Source organism: Burkholderia sp. WTPI3 (genome assembly GCF_021483755.1).
Classification (GTDB): Bacteria; Pseudomonadota; Gammaproteobacteria; order Burkholderiales; family Burkholderiaceae; genus Burkholderia.
In genome coordinates, this window is sequence record NZ_JAGIXF010000106.1 from 1 (window position 1) to 17,771 (window position 17,771).

General features: G+C 67.0%; 20 protein-coding genes. 9 read left to right on the forward strand and 11 right to left on the reverse strand.

All coding sequences use genetic code 11. The features are described 5' to 3' along the window. The coding region (locus J7024_RS32410) for a LysR family transcriptional regulator (RefSeq protein ID WP_234745825.1) at nucleotides 1-502 on the reverse strand (502 nt) is incomplete at its 3' end. Between the two features lie 96 nt (nucleotides 503-598). On the opposite strand from J7024_RS32410, the gene J7024_RS32415 reads away from it, so the two are divergent. The 4 genes from J7024_RS32415 to J7024_RS32430 all read left to right on the forward strand — a co-directional run bounded on the left by J7024_RS32415 (nucleotide 599) and on the right by J7024_RS32430 (nucleotide 4,748). Then, entirely contained in the window at nucleotides 599-1,135 is a 537-nt protein-coding gene (locus J7024_RS32415; protein WP_124897184.1) for a thiamine pyrophosphate-binding protein, read from the forward strand. Beyond that, the gene (locus J7024_RS32420) at nucleotides 1,135-1,728 is read left to right on the forward strand and encodes a thiamine pyrophosphate-dependent enzyme (protein WP_175787032.1); all 594 of its coding nucleotides are present in this window, start codon (nucleotides 1,135-1,137) and stop codon (nucleotides 1,726-1,728) included. Before J7024_RS32415 ends, J7024_RS32420 begins: the two co-directional genes overlap by 1 nt. A 129-nt stretch (nucleotides 1,729-1,857) precedes the next feature. Beyond that, the gene (locus J7024_RS32425; RefSeq protein ID WP_124897186.1) at nucleotides 1,858-3,336 is read left to right on the forward strand and encodes an aldehyde dehydrogenase; all 1,479 of its coding nucleotides are present in this window, start codon (nucleotides 1,858-1,860) and stop codon (nucleotides 3,334-3,336) included. Nucleotides 3,337-3,443: 107 nt separating this feature from the next. Further along, nucleotides 3,444-4,748, forward strand: a complete 1,305-nt coding sequence (locus tag J7024_RS32430) for an MFS family transporter (protein ID WP_124897187.1) — start codon at nucleotides 3,444-3,446, stop codon at nucleotides 4,746-4,748. A 235-nt stretch (nucleotides 4,749-4,983) separates the two neighbouring features. Here J7024_RS32430 and J7024_RS32435 read toward each other — a convergent pair whose 3' ends face one another. The 3 genes from J7024_RS32435 to J7024_RS32445 all read right to left on the reverse strand — a co-directional run bounded on the left by J7024_RS32435 (nucleotide 4,984) and on the right by J7024_RS32445 (nucleotide 6,700). Next, nucleotides 4,984-5,718, reverse strand: coding sequence for an ABC transporter substrate-binding protein (locus J7024_RS32435; protein WP_124897188.1), 735 nt, complete (start codon nucleotides 5,716-5,718; stop codon nucleotides 4,984-4,986). A 23-nt stretch (nucleotides 5,719-5,741) separates the two neighbouring features. Beyond that, the gene (locus tag J7024_RS32440; RefSeq protein ID WP_124897189.1) at nucleotides 5,742-6,035 is read right to left on the reverse strand and encodes an antibiotic biosynthesis monooxygenase family protein; all 294 of its coding nucleotides are present in this window, start codon (nucleotides 6,033-6,035) and stop codon (nucleotides 5,742-5,744) included. Between the two features lie 368 nt (nucleotides 6,036-6,403). Next, on the reverse strand, nucleotides 6,404-6,700 hold the full coding sequence (locus J7024_RS32445) for a hypothetical protein (RefSeq protein WP_124897190.1): 297 nt from the start codon (nucleotides 6,698-6,700) through the stop codon (nucleotides 6,404-6,406). Nucleotides 6,701-6,870: 170 nt separating this feature from the next. Between J7024_RS32445 and J7024_RS32450 the strand changes: the two genes are divergently transcribed. The 4 genes from J7024_RS32450 (at nucleotide 6,871) to J7024_RS32465 (ending at nucleotide 9,314) form a co-directional block, all read left to right on the forward strand. Then, nucleotides 6,871-7,665: a DNA adenine methylase gene (locus J7024_RS32450; protein WP_175750903.1), complete on the forward strand. Its 795-nt coding sequence runs from the start codon at nucleotides 6,871-6,873 to the stop codon at nucleotides 7,663-7,665. Nucleotides 7,666-7,743: 78 nt separating this feature from the next. Next, entirely contained in the window at nucleotides 7,744-8,175 is a 432-nt protein-coding gene (locus J7024_RS32455) for an STM2901 family protein (RefSeq protein ID WP_175761167.1), read from the forward strand. A 3-nt stretch (nucleotides 8,176-8,178) separates the two neighbouring features. After that, nucleotides 8,179-8,544: a DUF1493 family protein gene (locus J7024_RS32460; RefSeq protein ID WP_124897192.1), complete on the forward strand. Its 366-nt coding sequence runs from the start codon at nucleotides 8,179-8,181 to the stop codon at nucleotides 8,542-8,544. 596 nt (nucleotides 8,545-9,140) lie between these two features. Continuing rightward, a complete protein-coding gene (locus J7024_RS32465; RefSeq protein ID WP_175750904.1) occupies nucleotides 9,141-9,314 on the forward strand; it encodes a hypothetical protein in 174 nt (57 codons plus the stop codon). Nucleotides 9,315-9,721: 407 nt separating this feature from the next. Here the strand turns inward: J7024_RS32465 and J7024_RS32470 are convergent, their stop codons facing one another. Beyond that, entirely contained in the window at nucleotides 9,722-10,807 is a 1,086-nt protein-coding gene (locus J7024_RS32470; protein ID WP_234745826.1) for an extracellular catalytic domain type 1 short-chain-length polyhydroxyalkanoate depolymerase, read from the reverse strand. A 340-nt stretch (nucleotides 10,808-11,147) separates the two neighbouring features. Here J7024_RS32470 and J7024_RS32475 point away from each other — a divergent pair, with 340 nt between their 5' ends. Then, nucleotides 11,148-11,663, forward strand: a complete 516-nt coding sequence (locus J7024_RS32475; protein ID WP_234745830.1) for a GNAT family N-acetyltransferase — start codon at nucleotides 11,148-11,150, stop codon at nucleotides 11,661-11,663. Here the strand turns inward: J7024_RS32475 and J7024_RS32480 are convergent. From J7024_RS32480 to J7024_RS32505, 6 genes are all read right to left on the reverse strand, one after another. Continuing rightward, a complete protein-coding gene (locus J7024_RS32480) occupies nucleotides 11,573-13,279 on the reverse strand; it encodes a cobaltochelatase CobT-related protein (protein WP_234745827.1) in 1,707 nt (568 codons plus the stop codon). The two genes, J7024_RS32475 and J7024_RS32480, sit on opposite strands and share 91 nt — an antisense overlap. A gap of 4 nt (nucleotides 13,280-13,283) precedes the next feature. Beyond that, a complete protein-coding gene (locus J7024_RS32485) occupies nucleotides 13,284-14,492 on the reverse strand; it encodes an AAA family ATPase (protein ID WP_124897195.1) in 1,209 nt (402 codons plus the stop codon). Between the two features lie 122 nt (nucleotides 14,493-14,614). Next, the gene (locus J7024_RS32490; RefSeq protein ID WP_234745828.1) at nucleotides 14,615-14,932 is read right to left on the reverse strand and encodes a hypothetical protein; all 318 of its coding nucleotides are present in this window, start codon (nucleotides 14,930-14,932) and stop codon (nucleotides 14,615-14,617) included. Nucleotides 14,933-15,029: 97 nt separating this feature from the next. Then, entirely contained in the window at nucleotides 15,030-15,413 is a 384-nt protein-coding gene (locus J7024_RS32495; protein WP_124897196.1) for a GtrA family protein, read from the reverse strand. Nucleotides 15,414-15,428: 15 nt separating this feature from the next. After that, the gene (locus J7024_RS32500) at nucleotides 15,429-16,472 is read right to left on the reverse strand and encodes a glycosyltransferase family 2 protein (protein WP_124897197.1); all 1,044 of its coding nucleotides are present in this window, start codon (nucleotides 16,470-16,472) and stop codon (nucleotides 15,429-15,431) included. A 25-nt stretch (nucleotides 16,473-16,497) separates the two neighbouring features. Next, the coding region (locus J7024_RS32505) for a glycosyltransferase family 87 protein (protein WP_234745829.1) at nucleotides 16,498-17,771 on the reverse strand (1,274 nt) is incomplete at its 5' end.

A 17,771-nucleotide genomic window follows, 5' to 3' on the forward strand; every position in this document is an offset into this window, starting at 1 on the left:
CCACGCACAGGCTTTCGCCGAGCAGCGGCTGCACCTGGATGGCGGGCGTGGCTTTCGGGTTGTACAGCAGCGTCGCGTCGATCTCCGCGGATTCGAGCCAGTCGCGCAAATGACCCGCATAGCCGACCGAGATCCGCAGGCTCACGCCCGGATGGCGCGCCTTCACGGCGCTCAGCAGCGGGCCGGCCAGCAGGTCCGCCGTGCTGGGCAGCAGGCCGATCGTCACGATTCCGGAAATGCGCGTGTCCGACGGCTGGATTTCGGCCCGCGCGCGATCGAGCTCGAGCAGCGCGCGCCGCGCATGCTCGGCCAGAATCTCGCCGGATTCCGTCAGCTCCATCCCGTATCGGCCGCGCTCGAACAGCGCCATCCCGACGTCTTCCTCGAGCAGCTTCAACTGGCGTGACACCGCCGGCTGAACGATGTGCAGCACGTCGGCTGCCCGTGTGACGCTACCCGTTTCCGCGACCGCCAGCAGCGCGCGCAATTGCTTGATGTCCATGCCGAATCGTGATCCACGTATCAGGAAACTCTATTTCTTGATGAGAGTAATCGCATTTTATGATTCCTGGAACCCTTTCATGAAGGAGCGCAAGCGATGAGTACAGCAACGGGACACGAGCCGGCGTGGCAGGCGTCCATCTTTTCCGTCCTGAAGGCCGGTGGCGTGACGCAAGTCGCGTACGTGCCTGACGCCGGACATACGCAGGTGATCCGCAGCGCGATCGCGGACGACACGATCGACGCGATCGCGCTGACCACCGAGGAGGAAGGCGTCGCGCTCACGAGCGGCGCGTGGCTCGGCGGCCAGCGCGCGGTGCTGCTGATGCAGAGCAGCGGCGTCGGCAACTGCGTGAACATGTTCTCGCTGCTGCGCAGCTGCAATTTTCCGTTCTTCACGCTGGTCACGATGCGCGGCGAATACGCGGAATTCAATCCGTGGCAGGGCCCGATGGGCAAGACGACGCAGGCCGCGCTCGAACTGATGGGCATCACGGTGATGCGCGCGGATCGGCCGGAAGACGTCGAGGAAATCGTCAGCGCGGGATTCGACGCCGCATTCGAGGCCGGAGAGCAGGTCGCCGTGCTGTTGTCGCAGAGCCTGATCGGCCGCAAGAAGTGGGAGAGAAAGTAATGAGCGTGCAGAACGACAAGACCATCGAGCGCCGCGCGTTCGTCCGTAACCTGCTGGCCGGCACGCCGGACGCGCTCGTCGTCAGCGGCCTCGGCTCGGCGTCGTACGACGTGTTCGCGGCCGGCGACCGTGCCGGCAATTTCTATCTGTGGGGCGCGATGGGCGGCGCGGCCGCGCTCGGTCTCGGCCTCGCGCTCGCGCAGCCGGACAAGCCGGTCGTCGTCGTGACGGGCGACGGCGAGCAGTTGATGGGAATCGGCGTGCTCGGGACGATCGGCGCGAAGCAGCCGAAGAACCTGACGATCATCGTGCTCGACAACGGCCACTACGGCGAAACCGGCATGCAGCAGAGCCATTCGAGCCTCGGCACGGATCTCGTCGCGGTCGCGAAGGGGTTCGGTCTCGCCGATGCGTTCGCGGTGCGCGACGAGCGCGACTACGCGCAGATCGCCGAGCGCGCGAATGCGCGTAGCGGGCCGGTGTTCGCGCAGGTTCACATCCGCGCGGACGAGCCGCCGCGCGCGCTGCCGCCGCGCGACGGCGTGTACGTGAAGAACCGCTTCCGCGCAGCGCTCGGCTACGCGCCGTTCTGAGCGAGATTCGCGCGCCGTCGTCCGACGCATGGGTGTCGGATGGCGGCGACCTCCGCGTCGGGGCCGCTGCCGGATGTCTGCATCCGGCAGCGGCCCCGGGGCGATTCACCCCGATTTCAGCGAGCCGGCATGCAACGCTACTTCCACTCTATCGACGGCGAACGGCGCGAGCCCGACGGCCGTCAATGGTTCAATACCGAGAATCCGTTTACCGGCCAGCCGTGGGCCGAACTCGCGCGCGGCAACGAAGCCGATGCCGATCTCGCGGTGCGCGCCGCGCATCGTGCGTTTACCGGCGGCGCATGGCGCGAGATGTCCGCGACCGCGCGCGGGCAACTGCTCTGCCGGCTCGCGGACCGCATTGCCGAGCACGCCGAGCGCCTCGCCGCGATCGAGGTGCGCGACAACGGCAAGCTGTATGCGGAGATGCGCGGCCAGCTCACGTATCTGCCGCAGTGGTATCGCTACTACGGCGGCCTCGCGGACAAGATCCAGGGCGACGTGATCCCGCTCGACAAGCCCGGCTACTTCAACTTCACGCGACGCGAGCCGCTCGGCGTGGTCGCGATCATCACGCCTTGGAATTCACCGCTGATGCTGCTCGCGTGGAAGCTCGCGCCCGCACTTGCCGCCGGTTGCACGGCGGTGATCAAGCCGTCGGAGTTCACGTCGGCGTCGACGCTCGAATTCGTCGGGTTGCTGGACGAGGTCGGCTTTCCGCGCGGCGTCGTCAACGTCGTGACCGGGTTCGGCAACGAAGTCGGCAGCGCGCTGGTCGCGCATCCGCTGGTGCGCAAGGTGACGTTCACCGGCGCGGATTCCACGGGGCGCCGCATCAACGAGCAGGCGGCGCGCGACTTCAAGCACGTGAGCCTCGAACTCGGCGGCAAGTCGCCGAACCTCGTGTTCGACGATGCGAACCTCGACGATGCGGTCAACGGCGCGGTGTCGGGCATATTCGCGGCGACCGGCCAGACCTGCATCGCGGGCTCGCGGCTGCTCGTGCAGTCGAAGGTCCACGACGAGGTCGTCGAACGCGTGGTGGCGCTGGCACGCACCGCGCGCATGGGCGATCCGATGGACGCGGGCACGCAGGTCGGCCCCGTCACGACGCGTGCGCAGTACGACAAGGTGCTGCACTACATCGACGTCGCCCGCGACGAAGGCGCGCAGCTCGCGCTCGGCGGCCACGCGGCGACGCGCGCCGAATGCGGCGACGGCTGGTTCGTCGAGCCGACGATTTTCACCGGCGTGCGCAACGACATGCGCATCGCGCAGGAAGAGGTGTTCGGCCCGGTGCTGTCCGTGATCCGTTTCGATACGGAAGAAGAGGCCGTCGCGATCGCGAACGACGTGCGCTTCGGCCTCGGCGCGGGCGTGTGGACGCGCGATATCGGCCGGGCGTTCCGGATGTCGGAGCGCATCGAGTCGGGCACCGTGTGGGTCAACACGTATCGCGCCGTGAGCTTCATGTCGCCGTTCGGCGGCTACAAGGATTCGGGGCTCGGGCGCGAGAACGGCATCGCCGCGATCGACGAATACCTGCAGACCAAAAGCGTATGGATCAACACCGGCGCGCCGACGGGCAATCCGTTCGTGATGCGTTGACCGAGCGGCGGGCGCGACCGCCAGGGTCCGCGTTCGCCCTGCCAACAGCGGAGATCCCGGCGATACGGCGTCAGACCGGCAGCGGGACTTCATGGAAGGAGACAGCAATGAAAGCCAACACCGTGCCGTCCGACGTGACTGCCACGTCCGCAGACACGCGCCGCCGCATTCGCGCGATCGTCGGTGCATCGTCCGGCAACCTGGTCGAGTGGTTCGACTTTTTCGTGTATTCGTTTTGCTCGCTGTATTTCGCGCATGCGTTCTTCCCGTCCGGCGACCGGACCACGCAGTTGCTCAATGCGGCTGGCGTGTTCGCGGCCGGCTTCCTGATGCGCCCGATCGGCGGCTGGCTGTTCGGCCGCATCGCGGACCGGCATGGCCGCAAGCAGTCGATGGTGCTGTCGGTGCTGATGATGTGCGGCGGATCGCTCGCGATCGCGCTGTTGCCGACCTATGCGCAGATCGGCGCGGCCGCGCCGGCGCTGCTGGTCGTCGCGCGCTGCATGCAGGGGCTGTCGGTCGGCGGCGAGTACGGCACCAGCGCGACCTACATGAGCGAGATCGCGCAACCCGGTCGACGCGGCTTCTTCTCGTCGTTCCAGTACGTGACGGTCATCGGCGGGCAGGTTGCCGCGCTGGGCGTGGTGGTCGTGCTGCAGCAATGGCTGACGCACGACGAGCTGACCGCATGGGGCTGGCGCATTCCGTTTGCGCTCGGCGCGGCGGGCGCGGTCGTGTCCGTGTTCCTGCGCCGCTCGCTCGATGAAACGACGACGGCGCGCACGCGCGATCGCGACGATGCCGGTTCGTTGAAAGGGCTCGGCGTGCATCGCCGCGCGCTGTGGATCGTGATCGGCTTTACCGCCGGCGGTTCGCTGATCTTCTATACGTTTACGGCGTACATGCAGAAGTATCTGGTCAACACCGTCGGGATGCACGCGAAGTCTGCGAGCATGCTGATGACGGGGGCGCTCGTCGTGTTCATGCTGATGCAGCCGGCGTTCGGCGCGTTATCCGACCGGATCGGGCGGCGGCGTTCGCTGATGCTGTTCGGGTTATCCGCCGCGGTCGGCACGGTGCCGTTCTTCACGCTGCTGAAAGCGACGCACGATCCGCTCGCCGCGTTCGTGCTGATCGTCGCGGCGCTGGCGGCCGTCAGCTTCTACACGTCGATCAGCGGCCTCGTGAAAGCCGAACTCTTTCCGCCCGAAGTGCGCGCGCTCGGTGTCGGGCTGCCGTATGCGGTTGCGAATGCGGTATTCGGCGGGTCTGCCGAATACGTGGCGCTGTCGCTGAAATCCGCGGGCATCGAGTCGACGTTTTTCTGGTACGTCGCGGCGCTCGGCGCGGTCGTTTTCCTTGTGGCATTCGCGATGCCGGATACGGGGAAAGGCGGTTATCTGCGCGACTGACCGGGCGGGCGCCTACCCGAGCCGTTGCATGCTGGAAACGGCTCGACCGTTACCGAGATCGCCCGCCACCGGTGCCAGCGCCCAGTCGACAGTCGGGCGCGAAGTCGGCAACGGCGTCCCAGCCCTGTTCGCCACCGGTGTAATGACTGCGGCCGCGGAGCAGCCTGTACGCCGAAATTGCCCGCGAGCGCTTCGCGTTCTTTTCGTAGTTCTCGCGCTGGACGGCCGGTGCCGATCACGCCGGGGGCGCGACCGACGCGCCGGTGATGCGATGGCGCTTCAGCGCATCCGCGACGAAGCCCGACGCCTTCATCTCCTCGACGAACGCGCCGAGGAAAGCGGCGGCCGCTTCGCCACGGCTCTTCGGTACGCCCATCGCCTGGCGGATCACCATGAAGCGCTCGTCGAGCAGGCGCAGGCCCGAGGTTTTCGCGGCGTCGGCTTCGAGCTGCTGCTTCACGCCCGCCGCCACTTCCAGCTGCTGCTCGACGAAGGTCGGCACGACGGCCGGCGACGTCGGCGCGCGCACGATCTGCGCGGCCTTCAGTTCGCGCGTGAGGAACAGGTCGTACGCGCTGCCTTTGCCGACCGCCACGCGGTTGTGCGGCTGGTCGACGTCGGCGTTGCCGCGGATCGGCGAATCGTCGCGCACGAGATAGAAGCCTTCGATCAGCACGTACGGCTCGGTGAACGCCACCGTTTCGCCGCGCAACGGATCGACCGCGAAGAAGCCGAAGTCGGCGCGCTCTTCGGTCAGCGCCTGCACCGATTTGCCGGCGGCGTCGAACAACACGAGTTCGAGGTCGGCCGACAGGCGCCTGGCGAACGCACGCGCGAGATCGATCGATACGCCGAACGGCTCGCCCGTCGCCGGGTCGCGGTTCGCGAGGATCGGGTTGCCGAGGTTGATCGACGCGCGCAGCTTGCCGGCCGGGGTGAATGCGGCGAGGATGGAAGGGTCGACGGTCATGAGGGTCCCGTGGCGATTGCCGGTTATTGCACCGCGACTTCCGTATGCACGACTTGCGGCGGGCTCTTGAAGAACGGCCCGGCCAGTTGCCGCCATGCCTGGAAGTCTTCCGACTCCCGGAAATGCACCATGTGATCGTCGACGGTGTCCCACTTGACGACGAGCAGATACCCGCCGCTGCGCTCGATCACGCGATGCAGCTCGGCGCCGCCGCAGCCGCGCGCGCGGGCGAACAACGGAAGTGCCTGGCGGACCGCCGCCTCGAACGGCTCGGCCTGCGACGGATCGATTTCGAGCGATGCCATTTCCAGAATCATAAGTGCTCCAATACGGGTTGAATGCTGCGAACGGATCGTGATGCGACGCGCGCCGGGATTGACGCATCCGTCAACGATACCGGAAGTCGGCGTCGCGGGGGCCGGCGGCCGTTTCCGCGAGACCGAACGGGACCTCACGCCTTCCCGATGAGTTTCAGCGACACGGACAGCGCGGCGGGCACCGCGAGAATGGCCTGGATCCCGGTCGTCGTGTGTCGCTGCTGTCAGTCGTGCCTGATTGCGATGGTTTTAAGCGCGGTAAAGCCCGGCAATGCTTCAAACCCTCCATGCCGTCGACCTCCGCGCGCTCGACGAGGGCCGAACCCGCGCATGCTGCTTCGCGTTGACGAGCGGCCCCATCTCCGGATTCATCGACGGCGGCCCCGACGTACAAGACCGAGCAGCTCGTGAGCATCTTCAACCATGGGTTCGGCGACCTCACGGTCAGCGATCGTCGCGTCGGAGCCAACGATCTGTCGCAATACAACGCCGTCCAGCTCGACGTCAGTTCGGTGCCCGACGGCCAGGGCGATCGCACGCAGCTGATCGGCTACAGCAGCCCGAACTGGCCGACTGATCGCTATCCGACCAACGTCCAGACGATCGAAGGCGGCACGCTGGAGCAACACGACAACGTGCTCAACGGCGGTTGGATCGAGCGCCAAGGATCGATCGCCGCACGTTTCGTTCAGGTCGATATTTCAGGCCGACTCGTCCGGCAGGATTCGGGCAACCGGTCAATTGAGTGGCCAGATCGACCGCCTGTAGCCCTGGTCGAGATGAAATGCCGGGTCTGGGTTGCCGTTGTTTCGCGACACGAAAGAGGCTTGCGAAAATGTATGCTCAACCCATCATCCCGTGGATCGGCGGTAAGCGCCGGCTGGCTGACACCTTGCTCTCACGTTTTTCACCTCACAGTTGCTACGTCGAGGTGTTCGCCGGAGGCGCCGCGCTGTATTTCCTGCGCCATCCCGCCGAGGTCGAGGTCATCAACGATATCAACGGCGAACTTGTGAACCTCTACCGGGTGATCCAGCACCACGACGAAGAGTTCGTGCGTCAGTTCCGGTGGGCGCTGTCGAGCCGGCAGGTGTTCAAGTGGCATCAGGAGACGATCCCGGAAACGCTCACCGACATCCAGCGCGCCGCGCGCTTCTACTACCTGCAACAGCACGCCTTCGGCGGCAAGGTTCAGAGGCAGACCTTCGGCACTGCGGCCACGGCCCCGACGATCAATCTCCGATGCATCGAAGAAAGCGTGTCGGCCGCGCACCTCCGGCTGGCCCAGGGCACCACGATCGAAAACCTGTCGTGGCGCGACTGCATCAGCCGCTACGACCGGTCCCGCAGCTTCTTCTACTGCGACCCACCGTACTGGCAGACCGAGGGCTACGGCGTGGCTTTCCCGTTCGAGGAATACGAGCAGTTGGCGGCCGCCTTGCGGACCTGCGCCGGGAAGGTCATGGTCAGCATCAACGACCATCCGGACATTCGACGGGCGTTCGACGGGTTCGACATGGAAGAGGTCAGCCTGTCATACACGGTTGGTAAGGGCGGTCGCGATACCGTCCGCGGCGAGCTGATCGTGTACAGCTGGGACCGGGCTGCCGTACCGGCCGGGCTGTTCTAGGCAATGCGGTAAAGTATCGCCTTCGCAGGGGGCACACGCTGAGAGAGCAGCGCCCTTGCTGGATCAGGAGAAAAATGAATGAGTGAAAACCGGTACACCTACGGCACCTGGCAGAATCTGCGGCCCGTCGACGTCTTCGCCCTGGTCGCGTTCGACGAGACGCGCAAGCAGCTCGGCCTGGACGATCTGGCCGCCGCCTCGGCGATGCTTCTCGGCCAGGCCGACGTGCCAGTGCCCGGCAAGTTCGCAGGGGCTACCGAGGGCACGTCTGTCGCTTCCCTGGCCGCCCGCAAGCTGTTCCCCCAGACGCTGCCGTTTCGCCTGCCGATGATCACAGGCGTCGGGCTGTCCGGCATCCGGATCGCCTTCACGCGTCGCCTCGGCGCGTGGATCGGCCGGACGATTCCCGTCGTGGGCGAGGTCTTCCTGGCGCGCGACGCGTTCCTGATCATGCGCAACACCGTATCGTCCTACAACCGCATCGTGAAGCCCGAAGACCGGGTGCTCTGAACCATGAAAGACGATACCTGGGAACGCCTCGAAGCCTTCACACGCGAGGAACTCGGTCGGCCGCTGCTCGGCGGCCGGCTGAACCTGCAGCCAGAATCTCGGCTTGAGCAGGATCTCGGCGTCACGGGCCTCGACGGAGTGGAGTTCATCGACAGGTGGGCAGAGACATTCGGCGTCGACGCCCAAGGGTTCCCGTACCGGCGCTATTTCGGCCCCGAAGGTCAGGAACTGCTGTCGTCGCTCATCGGACTGTTCGTGAGGCGGCTGCGCCAGCCGGAGCGGCGGCCGTTGACTCTGGGAATGCTGGCCGAGGCAACGCGACGTGGGAAGTGGGACACGGACGCGATCGAGGCTTCAGCAGGGAAGTGATCGCATATGGCAGGGCCAGTCGATTTGCTGACCGGCCCTTTTCGCAGGCGGAAATATAGTTGCGCCACGCGAAATATTTCCACCTACCCATTTATCGCGCGCGGCTTCAGAAAGGATATACAACCGTCATACGCATGACGCCGAGAAGCGCGTGTGGCTCACGCGACTTTCTGATCACCTGAAATCGTTGGCCCATCTCGAGGTGAATACAGATTGATGTGATGTAAAGTGATGCCCTCCAATAGATTGGCCGTAAGAGCCAACTGAGAGGGCGATATATGGGCACGGTGACTATCGAGTTGGGTGCAGGAAAACTGGGGTCATGACCAGTAGGTCCGGCGCCGCGGGCCTGTCGGCTGCGCAACGCAGCGACGTGTCGGAACTGTTGCTGCACTGGCCGAAGTACGAAGGGCTGACGTCGAACGCCTCGACGTACCTCCGGCAGTTGGGCCTGTCCGCGCTGCCGGGCGCAGCGCTCGACGCGACCTTACCCACTCGCAAGCCGACTTGCCAGCGTACCAGGCGCAGCAGCTCTGCCGGCCGAGAAGGCACTCCCCAGTTGGGCCACCCCGAGCGACGTATCGGCCGGCGAACTGATGAGTTCCCTGGAGAGCATCGTAGGCGGGGCAGGCGGCAGCCTTGCGGCCCACGCGTCGAGCCTGGTCGACGGCATGCTGCTCGGCGATGCCGCGCAGTTCTCGGTGGATGATTCGCCGCTGAGTGACGCATTACAACTCGCTGGGTTTTCGACCCAGATACCCAACAGCTAAAGCTGTGCTCGGTTGCTCAGTCGCGCGTCCAATCTGCAATTGATCGCGCTCTGGTTCTTCCGTTCCCGCCGGAGGATTCCACCGCTCCGATTACCGACGAAGATGCTCGTAAGCTGGGCGGCATGTTGCTGTTGATGCAAGCTGCCGCGCACCCCGAACTGCGGGATCGATTGCAGATCACAACCGAGTCGCCTATAAACTGGGCACCGGCCGAACGGCCCAAGCCGCTCCGAGATCCAGATGGAGGTGGCAGCATAGTGGATACGGGCCGGTCCTCGGCCCATTCCTCCAGCTCACGCACGAGCCACGCGACGCGCTGGGGGAGGGTGACGCGCGGTAGCGGGGCTCGGCGCCCGGTCTTTTGCTGGTGCGGCGGCGCGGGGCGTCTCGTTACCGCCTCGCCACCGCTACCGCTTGAGCCGCCGCCGTCGAAAGAAATTCCAGAACATCGCGGTCGCGTCCGGCCCGGTGGCCGAGTGGAACGCTTCGCGCGGATCGCCGCCGCTCCATGCGTGCGCCAGCCGGCGAACGATGCAGACCCGAACGATGATCCGGCCGCCGCGCAGATAGTCGGTGTATTCGGCGCTGTCGTTGGCGTACGTGTGTTGCTCGCCGACGCGCAACTCGCCGTGTTCGTCGACGAGCCGGTTGAGTCGCGCGAATGCCACGCCGAGCTGCATCGCGTTCTGTTCGGCGACCACCGTATCGAGTCCGCCGTGCACGACGAGCGCGGGCATGCCCGGATACGCGCGAACGTCAACGCATGTGTCGACCACCTGTACCGGATCGTCGCGCAGTCCGCGCCGCATCAGGCTCATCGCGGCCATGGTCGACAACGGCGGCGCGATGGCCGGGCCGGAGTGCAGGCCGACGGCCGCGAACAGGGCAGGATGCTCGATCGCCAGCCGCGCGGCCAGCCCCGCGCCGGCCGACATGCCGGCCAGATACACACGGTCGCGATCGAACCCGCGCTCCCGCACGATTGCATCGATCAGCGACGCGATCGCCGGCGCTTCCGAATGCGCTGCATCGCCATGCCAGTTCCAGCAGCGATGCGAATGGGCGGTCTTCGCCTGTTCGGGAAACAGCACGGCAAACCCGGCGCGCTCCGCGATGCGGCAAATGCGCGTGCCGGCGGCGAACGACTCGGCGGTCTGCTTGCAGCCGTGCAGCATCACGACGACGGGCATGCCGGCGGTCGTCGCCGGCGCGACGGGAAGATACAGCCCGTACGCGAGATGGTTGACGAAGCGGCCGGCAGCCGGGCGGGCGGAATGGAACGAGCGCAACCACGTGCCGGGCGCCTGGTTCGGCGTTGTCCGTGCGGCGGGGGCCGGGCTCGTGCGGCGCGTCGCCGGTTTGCTCGCGGGGCGCCTGGTCGTTCGCTTGGCCGACGCGGCCGGTTTGGCAGGCTTCTTCCTGGGCCGCACGCCCGTCGCGGCGGAAAGCAGATCGAAAGGCCGTAGCCAGAGACTGGATTTTTTTCTGGGCATGGACGAATCTCGTGCTGCCGGCTCGCGCCACGGGATGCGGCGCAGCCGGCGGTCGGATGGAAGTCGAATGCGGGCAGCGTTCGTGTCGAAACCGCCGACCATGGACGACCGGCCGGCAATCGGCAGTCAACCGGCAGTTATTCGGCCGGCCGACGACAGGCAACGCGACAGTTTTACGGCAGCGCGCGATCCGGAGCCGCCATGCGGCATGCTAGCAGGCGCCGCTCGTAGCGAGTGCGATGGTTCCGTGACGTATCGATGAACGATTCGACCCTGCCGCGGGCCGCGCCGAACCGGTATGCTCGATTTCTTCCGTGCACAGCCGGCGAGCGGCCTCGCGATGAACCTGACTTTCTCCCCCACGACCCAAGCCGACGCAGACACCCTCGTCGCGATTCGTATCGCCGCGATGCGCGACAGCCTCGAGCGCATCGGACGCTTCGACCCGCAGCGTGCGCGTGAGCGATTTCTCGCGTCCTTCGATCCTGCGTTGTGCCGGTTCGTCGAATGCGACGGCGTGCGTGCGGGCTTCGTGCTGGTACGGCCGACCGCCGATCACTGGCTGCTCGATCATCTGTACATCGTACCCGGGCAGCAGGGGAAGGGCATCGGTGCGGCCGTGCTGCGCGAGATTTTCTCGGAAGCCGACGCGCAGCGGATGCCGGTTCGTGTCGGTGCGTTGCGCGGCAGCGAATCGAACCGTTTTTATCAACGGCACGGCTTCGTGCAGACCGGCGAAGCGGAATGGGATATCGCTTCGCCCGATCAGCGCCGATCCAGCAACGTGTCGCTCAGCACGCGGAACTCAGCGCCCGGCAACGCGTTCAATTGCTCGACGACACTGCTGACCGGATAAAACGACGCCACCGAATCGTCGAGAATCCCCACGCCGATCAGTTCGACGCGCTGTTCGCGCAGTGCATCGACGCGTGCACGCAGGTCGGTGCGCAAGATCGCCGGGTTGCCGTCGCCGGTGGCCGGATAGCCGTCCGACAGCACCATCAGGATGCGGCGGCGCGCGCGCTTCGACAGCAGCCGTTCGGCGGCCCAGCTCAACGCTTCGCCGTCGGGGTTCTCGTGCCCGCATTCGATGCAGGCGAGCCCGCTCGGGTTGTCCGAATCGAAGCGCTTGTACACGCGCAGGTAGAGCCGTTCGACGAAGCGGTTGTAGCCGAACGTGTCGTGGCCACCGTCGAGCCAGCGCTGGTAATGCGCGCGCATCGCGGCATCCTCGACGGAACTGTAGCCGAGCACTTCGCAGGCGAAGCCGAGCTGCATCAGCGCATCGCACAGCGCGGCCGCGCAGAGCGTCGCGAGTTCGATCTTCCTGCCGGCCATCGAGCCGCTGCAGTCGAGCAGCAGGCTCACCGCCGCGTCGCGCCCGGGCGCCGCGCGCGTGACGCGAAACGGCGTGCGATAGCCGGGGGTGGTCGCCACGCGCACGAGCGATGCGCGATCGAGCTGCCCGCGTTCCTGTTCGCGTTTCCAGTGTGTCTGTTCGTCGACTTTCAACGCGCGCTCGAGCCGCATCCGCAGCGGCTCGGTCTGCGCGCGCGCCGCGCTGCGCAGACGAAGCCAGCGCGCCGGTTCGCCCTTGCCGGTGAAGTCCGTTACCGTATCGAAGGCCGTGGTCAGCGGAATCGAGAGGAGCGGCCGGCTCTCCGCGGACAGACGGATCGTGCCGGGCGCCACGTCGCCTTGCGCCGGTGTATCGGATGACGACACCGTTTCGGCGATTGCGCCGGCGGCGGAGTCGGCGGCGGCGGGCGCGCGTGCGTCGTCCGCCGCGCCGGGTTCGTCCGCGTCGAACTCGGCGGCGATCGCGTCGCTGTCGAGCGTGCTGCCCGGATCGGCGGTGAACATCATGGTGTTGGCGCCGGCCGATGCGAGCGCACGAACGCGCGCCACGATCCGTCGAGCGGCTCCGATGCTGTCCGAAGTCGACGTCGACGCACGTGCTTCGTCGATGAGGTCGGCGGTTGCCGCGACGGTCGCGTCGAGCGACGGCACCTGCTCGGTGGCGGTCGGCGGCTCGTCCCACAACGCGCGTTCGATGCGCCACAGCAGCTTGTCGGGCCACGCGAGCTTCGGCCATCCGCGCAGCGTGTCGGCGGCGGATACCGCACGCATCCGGATCAGGAATCGCCGCGCGCCAGGATAAAGCGCAACGAGGCGCCTGGCCGCACGCCGGTCGTCGATCGCCTGCGCGATGCATTGCACGACGGGCGACGTCAGCGCGGCCACGGACTCGATCGCGCTGAAGCGCGTGCGGGCCGCATGGAGATCGACGAAGCCGGTGATCGCGTCGTCGTCGAGGGCGCCGTCGAGCATCGTGTCGGGCAGCACGAGCCTGTCGCGCAGCAGCGGCGGCGGCCCGTGGCTTGCGAAGCGCACGTCGATCCCGTGCCGTTGCGACAGCGTGCGCGCGAGCCGCGTCAGGTGAACCGAGCGCGCGTCGTCGTCCCGGTCCATCGCGTCATGCCTCGAAATCGATGTGGTGGCGGATGATGCTGCGAATCAACGCCGCGTCTTCCGGGCCGACCTTCGCATAGATCGTCGGACCCGCGGCCGATTCCGGATCGCCGGTGCGCAGCATCAGTTCGCCCCAGTCGAGCAGCCGGCGGGTCGAGAACGCGCTGGCAAGATCCTCGCGGACGAACGCCGCGCGACAATCGGCGGCGATCGCCGCCAGCGTCGCGGCCATCGCGGCGGACATGCGCGGGCCGAACGTCTGCTGCAGCACCTGCGCCTCGTCGTGCGGCGGCAGGTAATCAATGTGGTACACGCGCCAGCGGTCGAGGAACGCCTCGTTCATCACGTTCGCGCCCTGGTACAGATGCCGGAACTGCCCCATCGCGCCGACCGCGTTCGCGGTCGCGAACAGCCGGAACGACGGATGCGGGACGACGATCTCGTTGCCTTTCTCCTTCAGCAGCAGGCGGCCGCCCGGTTCGAGCACGGCGGTCAGCACCGCGAGGATCGCCGGCTCCGCGAAGTCGATCTCGTCGACGATCAGCCACAGCCCTTCGCGCATCGCGGCCGGCAGCACGCCGTCGACCCAGATCGTTTCGCCGCCCTTGACGGTCCAGAAGCCGACGAAGTCGCCGACCGTGGTCTGGCCGTTCATGTTCGAGCGCAACACGCCGTGACCGGCCTGCGCGGCGACCTGTTCGATCAGGCTCGTCTTGCCGGTGCCTGTATGACCGATCAGCAGGATGCGGCGGTTCTCGACGATGTCTTCGAGCACACCGGATGCGCGAGCGGTAAACAGGTAAGCGGGATTGCGCGGCGGAACGAGCGGGCCGCCGGGGCCGCGCGGCATCGGCACGCCGCCGACCGGCACGGTGTTTGCCGCGTGCCGCGAGGCGGCCGGCGGGGCAGCATGCGCGAGGCGCAGGTCGTGCATGAAGCTTTCGCGAAGGGCCGGGGAGGCGCGGTCGCCGTCGCATTCGTCGCGACGGGCGAAGCCTTCGTGGCGCCACTTGCGCAGCTTCGCGTCGAGGTTGTCCGCATCGACGACCGTATCGACCGACGTGCTGCCGTCGGGCCGGTGATGCTGGATGCGGAACATGTGCATGCGCTCGGAGCGGCTGACGATCCATTGTCCGGCGGACGGATCCGCCAGTTGCCGATAGACGCCGAGGACCGACGGGGCGGAAGGTGCGTTGTCAGCGGTTGCGTTCATGGTCGAGAGCGAAAAGGGGCGGCGGAATCGGCGGGCCGGGCGGGGGCCGGTTGCGCTGGATGCGAACCACGCCGGTGGTGCCGGCTGGATGCCACGACATGCGTGCGCGGCGAACCGGAATCTCACATCCCCGGTGCATTCTCCGTACTGTATCGCATCGGATCGATGCCGGGTCCGGCCGTGCGCGATGCCCGGGAGTGGCGGCTCGGGCGGTCTGGCCGGGCGTGATCGATGTCGATCGCGGCGAATGCCGTTCCCGGGCCGGTGGCTGGGAGGCGACATACAGCGGCAGGCTTGTCCGAATCGAGCGGGCAGCAACAGCGCGAGACCGGCCGCGAACCGCTGCCGGCCGCCGAAGCGATCGGCCTGCGTGCCGCGGTCAGCAGCAGCGCGGCGAACGACAGCGGGCAGGCATCGACGATCCGCTGCAACGCGTGCACGGTCGATCCGAACGCCCGGCCGAGGCCCGGAATCTCTCGTATGCAGTCGATCGGCTCGCGGGCCGAGCCCCCGGCGATCGCGACACGGGATGGCGCTTCACCGATACGTCCACAACCGGTGCATCAGGAACGTCGTCGGCGGAATCAGCAACGCGATCGCGACGATGCTCCAGCCGCGCGGCACGTCGAGCAGTTCGGCGATGCGTGCGAGCGCCATCGTTTCGGTGAAGCCGGCCAGCGCGACGACCAGAAAGCGTCGCAGGTTGCGCGCATGCACCGTCGACGAGAAGCTCCACAGGGTATTCGCGAGATACGAGAACACCGTCGCGCAGATGAACGCGACCGCGTTCGCGACGACCTGCGTAGCGTCGAACAGCGCGTACATCGTGCAGGCGATCAGTGCGTGAAGGGCGGTCGAGCAGAGTCCGGACAGCCCGAAGCGGGCCAGCCGCACGCGTTCGGCATGGAGCAGCGCGAACATCGTCGCCTCCGTGCATCAGCGCGTGCCGACCCGCGCGCGCGCAGGCTGCACGCGGCGGCGTGCGATCGGGCGCCGCGCATCGCGCGCGACCGGCAGTTCGGTCACCTTGCCGTGCGCCTGGTACCGGCGGCGAATCAGGTAGACGGGCCGTTGCTTCGACTCGTCGTAGATGCGGCCGATGTACTCGCCGACCACGCCGATGCCGACGAGCTCGATGCCGCCGATGAACAGCGTGACCGACAGCAGTGACGCATAGCCGAGCACCGGATTGCCGAACAGCAGCGTGCGACCGACGATGAACGAGCCGTACAGGAACGCCAGCGCGGCGATGCCGACGCCGATGTAGGTCCAGCTGCGCAGCGGCACGGTGCTGAAGCTCGTGATGCCTTCGAGCGCGAAATTCCACAGTTTCCAGCCGGAGAACTTCGACTGCCCGGCACTGCGTGCGTCGCGCTGATACTCGACGATCACGGTGCGGTAGCCGACCCACGCGAACAGCCCCTTCATGAAGCGATGCCGCTCGGGCAGGTTGCGCAGCGCGTTCACGACCTTGCGGTCCATCAGCCGGAAGTCGCCGACGTTCTCGGGCAGCTTCACGTCCGACAGCAGGTTGTGCACGCGATAGTAGACGGCCGCTGCGGTCCGCTTCGCGAACGAATCGCATGCGCGGCTGCTGCGCTTCGCGGCGACGACCTCCGCGCCGTCGCGCCAGTGCTCGAGCATCACCGGAATCAGGCTCGGCGGATCCTGCAGGTCCGCGTCGAGCGGAATCACCGCGTCGCCGGCGGCTTCGTCGAGGCCGGCCGTCAGCGCCGCTTCCTTGCCGAAATTGCGGGTGAGATCGATCACGCGCACGCGGCGATCGGCCACGCTTGCCCGAATCAGGCGTTCGAGCGTGTCGTCGCGGCTGCCGTCGTTCACGCAGACGATCTCGAAGCGGATCGCTTCGATGCCGGCCATCAGCGGAATCACGACGTCGAAGAAGCGTTCGACGGCTTCGCCTTCGTTGTAGAACGGTACGACCAGCGAGACGAGTGGCGTGTAGAGTGGTTCGCGCATGATGGTTTCCCCCTGTAATGACGTGTCAGCGGCCGGTACCGAAGCTCGGGCGGCCGATGCGGCGCAGTCCGTGCGCCGGGCGGTGGTGCGGCCGGACCGGATGCGTGAAACCGGTGTCGGTCGAGTTGTCGTGTGCGTCGGGCATCGACGGTACGTCGTGCCTTTCCTGTGCGATCCGGCTGACGAGCAGCCCGAGCGAGGCGAGCGTGACGAGCGGCATGAACTGGAACGCCAGATGCGGCACCAGCGCAAGGCCCGCGAGCGGCATCGCCCACATCAGCATCAGCCATTCGCGATCGAAGCGCCGCCAGCCGTGTGTCCACGCGTAGCGCGCGTACCACGCGATCACGAGCCCGTACCAGGTCAGGTCGTAGTCGTACAGGTACGGGCTGACGAGCAGGCACGCGCAGGCGACGGTGGCGGCGCGCAGCGCGTACGAACATGCGCCGCGCCATGCGTAGACGACGGCGGCAGCGGCAAGCGTGGTGGAGAGCAACTGCAGCATGCGCGCGACGTACGCGGGCCAGCCGGCCATCGTCGCGAGCGCGAATACGGTCGGCATGCGTGCGAGCTTTGCATGGCCGGTGCTGACGACCTGGTAGACGTCGTGAATACCGTGCGCGAAGGCAAGCCACGAGCCGATGCCGAAGGCGAAGGTCGCGATCGCGGCGCTGCCGGCGATCGTCGCGGCCCATGCGGCCAGCGCGCGCCACTGCCCGGCGCACAGCAGCGCGAGCGGGAGCAGTATCGCGAGCTGCGGCTTCATCGTTAGCAAACCGAAACAGATGCCGGCGGCAACGGGACGGCGATTCAGCGCGAGCAGCCCGACGCCTGCGAGCGTCGCGGTGAAGAGGCTCGTCTGTCCGACGATCAGCGTGAGGAACACGCCCGGAAACGCGAACGCGCAGAGCAGCGCCGCGTCGCGTTGCACCGTCACACGGATCGTCACCGCGAACAGCGCGCAGGTGCCTCCGAGCCACAGCACGATCGCGACCGGATAGGGCAGCCAGCCGAGCGGCAGCACGAACATCAGCATGGTCGGCGGATAGAGCCACGGCAGCGTGCCGTCCGCGACGTTCATCGTCGGAATCGCGAGTTTCTCGACGGTCAACAGCGTGGGGAAATGCCACGCGTCGATGGCGTGTCCGTGAGCCGCGAGCCGGGCGGCGCTCCAGATCGCCGAGAAATCCTGCGACAACGGTTCCGGCGCGCCCGCATGCGACCAATGGATGCGGGCGAGGTAGATGCCGATGAACAGCAGTTCGGTCAGCAGGACGCTGCCGGCGTAGAGGCGCAGGC